Source organism: Cryobacterium sp. RTC2.1 (assembly GCF_035018685.1).
GTDB classification, from domain to species: domain Bacteria; phylum Actinomycetota; class Actinomycetes; order Actinomycetales; family Microbacteriaceae; genus Cryobacterium; species Cryobacterium glucosi.
Genome location: NZ_JASJXJ010000297.1, coordinates 1 through 1,423, shown reverse-complemented (window position 1 = coordinate 1,423; position 1,423 = coordinate 1). Strand labels below are relative to the sequence as shown.

Here is a 1,423-nt window from a genome sequence, read left to right as displayed (position 1 = left end):
GGTTACGTCCCGGTGAGTGGTGTGGTTTCCCACTCTTGAGCGTTGCTTCGTCAACGTAAAGAGCCACCGTGGGATGGTCAGTGAGTACCGACTAAAGCAACTCACAAAGGACACCACACGATGGCTCTAAACCAGTCTGCCCTGCTCGACCTCCTCGGAGAACTCAAACTCACCGACGTCACCGACCGAATCCGCGTCGCGACCGAAACTCTCTACCAAGAACTCATCGACGCGGAAGCGACCGCGTTCATCGGCGCCGCCCCATTCGAACGCTCCGGCGACCGCACCACCCACCGCAACGGCACCCGAGCGCGCACCCTCAGCACGACCGCCGGGGACCTCGACCTGAAGATCCCGAAGCTGCGCGCCGGGTCCTTCTTCCCGGCCCTGCTCGAGCGTCGCCGGCGGGTGGACCAAGCCCTGTTCGCGGTCGTGATGGAGGCCTACGTCCACGGCGTCTCGACCCGGAAAGTCGACGACCTGGTCAAGGCCCTCGGCGCGGACACCGGGATCTCCAAGTCGGAAGTGTCCCGGATCTGCGCGGGCCTGGACGCTGAGGTGGCCGAGTTCCGCGACCGCACCCTCGCCGCGCAGGACTTCCCCTACGTGTTCCTCGACGCCACCTACTGCAAGGCCCGCGTCGGCCACCGGATCGTGTCCCAGGCCATCGTCGTCGCGGTCGGGGTGGCCGCTGACGGACGCCGGGAAGTCCTCGGCTTCGACGTCGGTGACAGCGAGAACGAGGGCTTCTGGACGTCGTTCCTGCGATCGCTCAAGACCCGCGGGCTCGACGGGGTCAAGCTAGTCATGTCTGACGCGCACACCGGCCTGAAGAAGGCCATCGGCACCGTGTTCCAGGGCGCCGGCTGGCAGAGATGCCGGGTGCACTTCATGCGCAACGTGCTCGCGGTGATCCCGAAGGGATCCCAGGACATGGTCGCCTCGATCATCCGCACCATCTTCGCCCAGCCCGACCGTGAGCACATCGAGAAGCAGTTCCTCGAGGTCACGACGATGCTCAGCCGCTCGCACCCGAAGGTCGCGGCGATGCTCGTCGACGCGCAACCCGACCTACTCGCCTTCGCCGCGTTCCCGCGGCGGCACTGGCGCCAGATCTGGTCCACGAACCCGCTCGAACGAGTGAACAAGGAGATCAAACGCCGCACCGACGTCGTCGGAGTGTTCCCCAACGCTGCCGCCCTGCTGCGCCTGGCCGGGTCGGTCTTGATCGAGCAGCATGACGAGTGGGAGGCCGGCGAACGACGCTACTTCTCCGAAGCATCCATGCTCGAGCTGGTTACCATGAACAACCCCATCGAGGTCATCGACGAGGCGGTGATCCTCCCCGAACTCGCCGCCGCCTAAGCTAGAACAACTGACCCGCATGGTGTTGAGAAACTCCACCACTCAGCGGGACGTGACC

1 protein-coding gene is annotated in these 1,423 nt (G+C 65.2%); it reads left to right on the top strand.

What is annotated here, in order from left to right:
• The first annotated feature begins 120 nt into the window (after nucleotides 1–120).
• Complete coding sequence (locus tag QN357_RS18925) at nucleotides 121–1,365, top strand: IS256 family transposase (RefSeq protein WP_323505389.1); 1,245 nt, start codon at nucleotides 121–123, stop codon at nucleotides 1,363–1,365.
• The last annotated feature ends 58 nt before the right edge of the window (nucleotides 1,366–1,423 follow it).

Coding starts and splice junctions, on each gene's coding strand:
- QN357_RS18925 (WP_323505389.1), top strand. CDS start 121: ATGGCTCTAAACCAGTCTGCCCTGCTCGACCTCCTCGGAGAACTCAAA.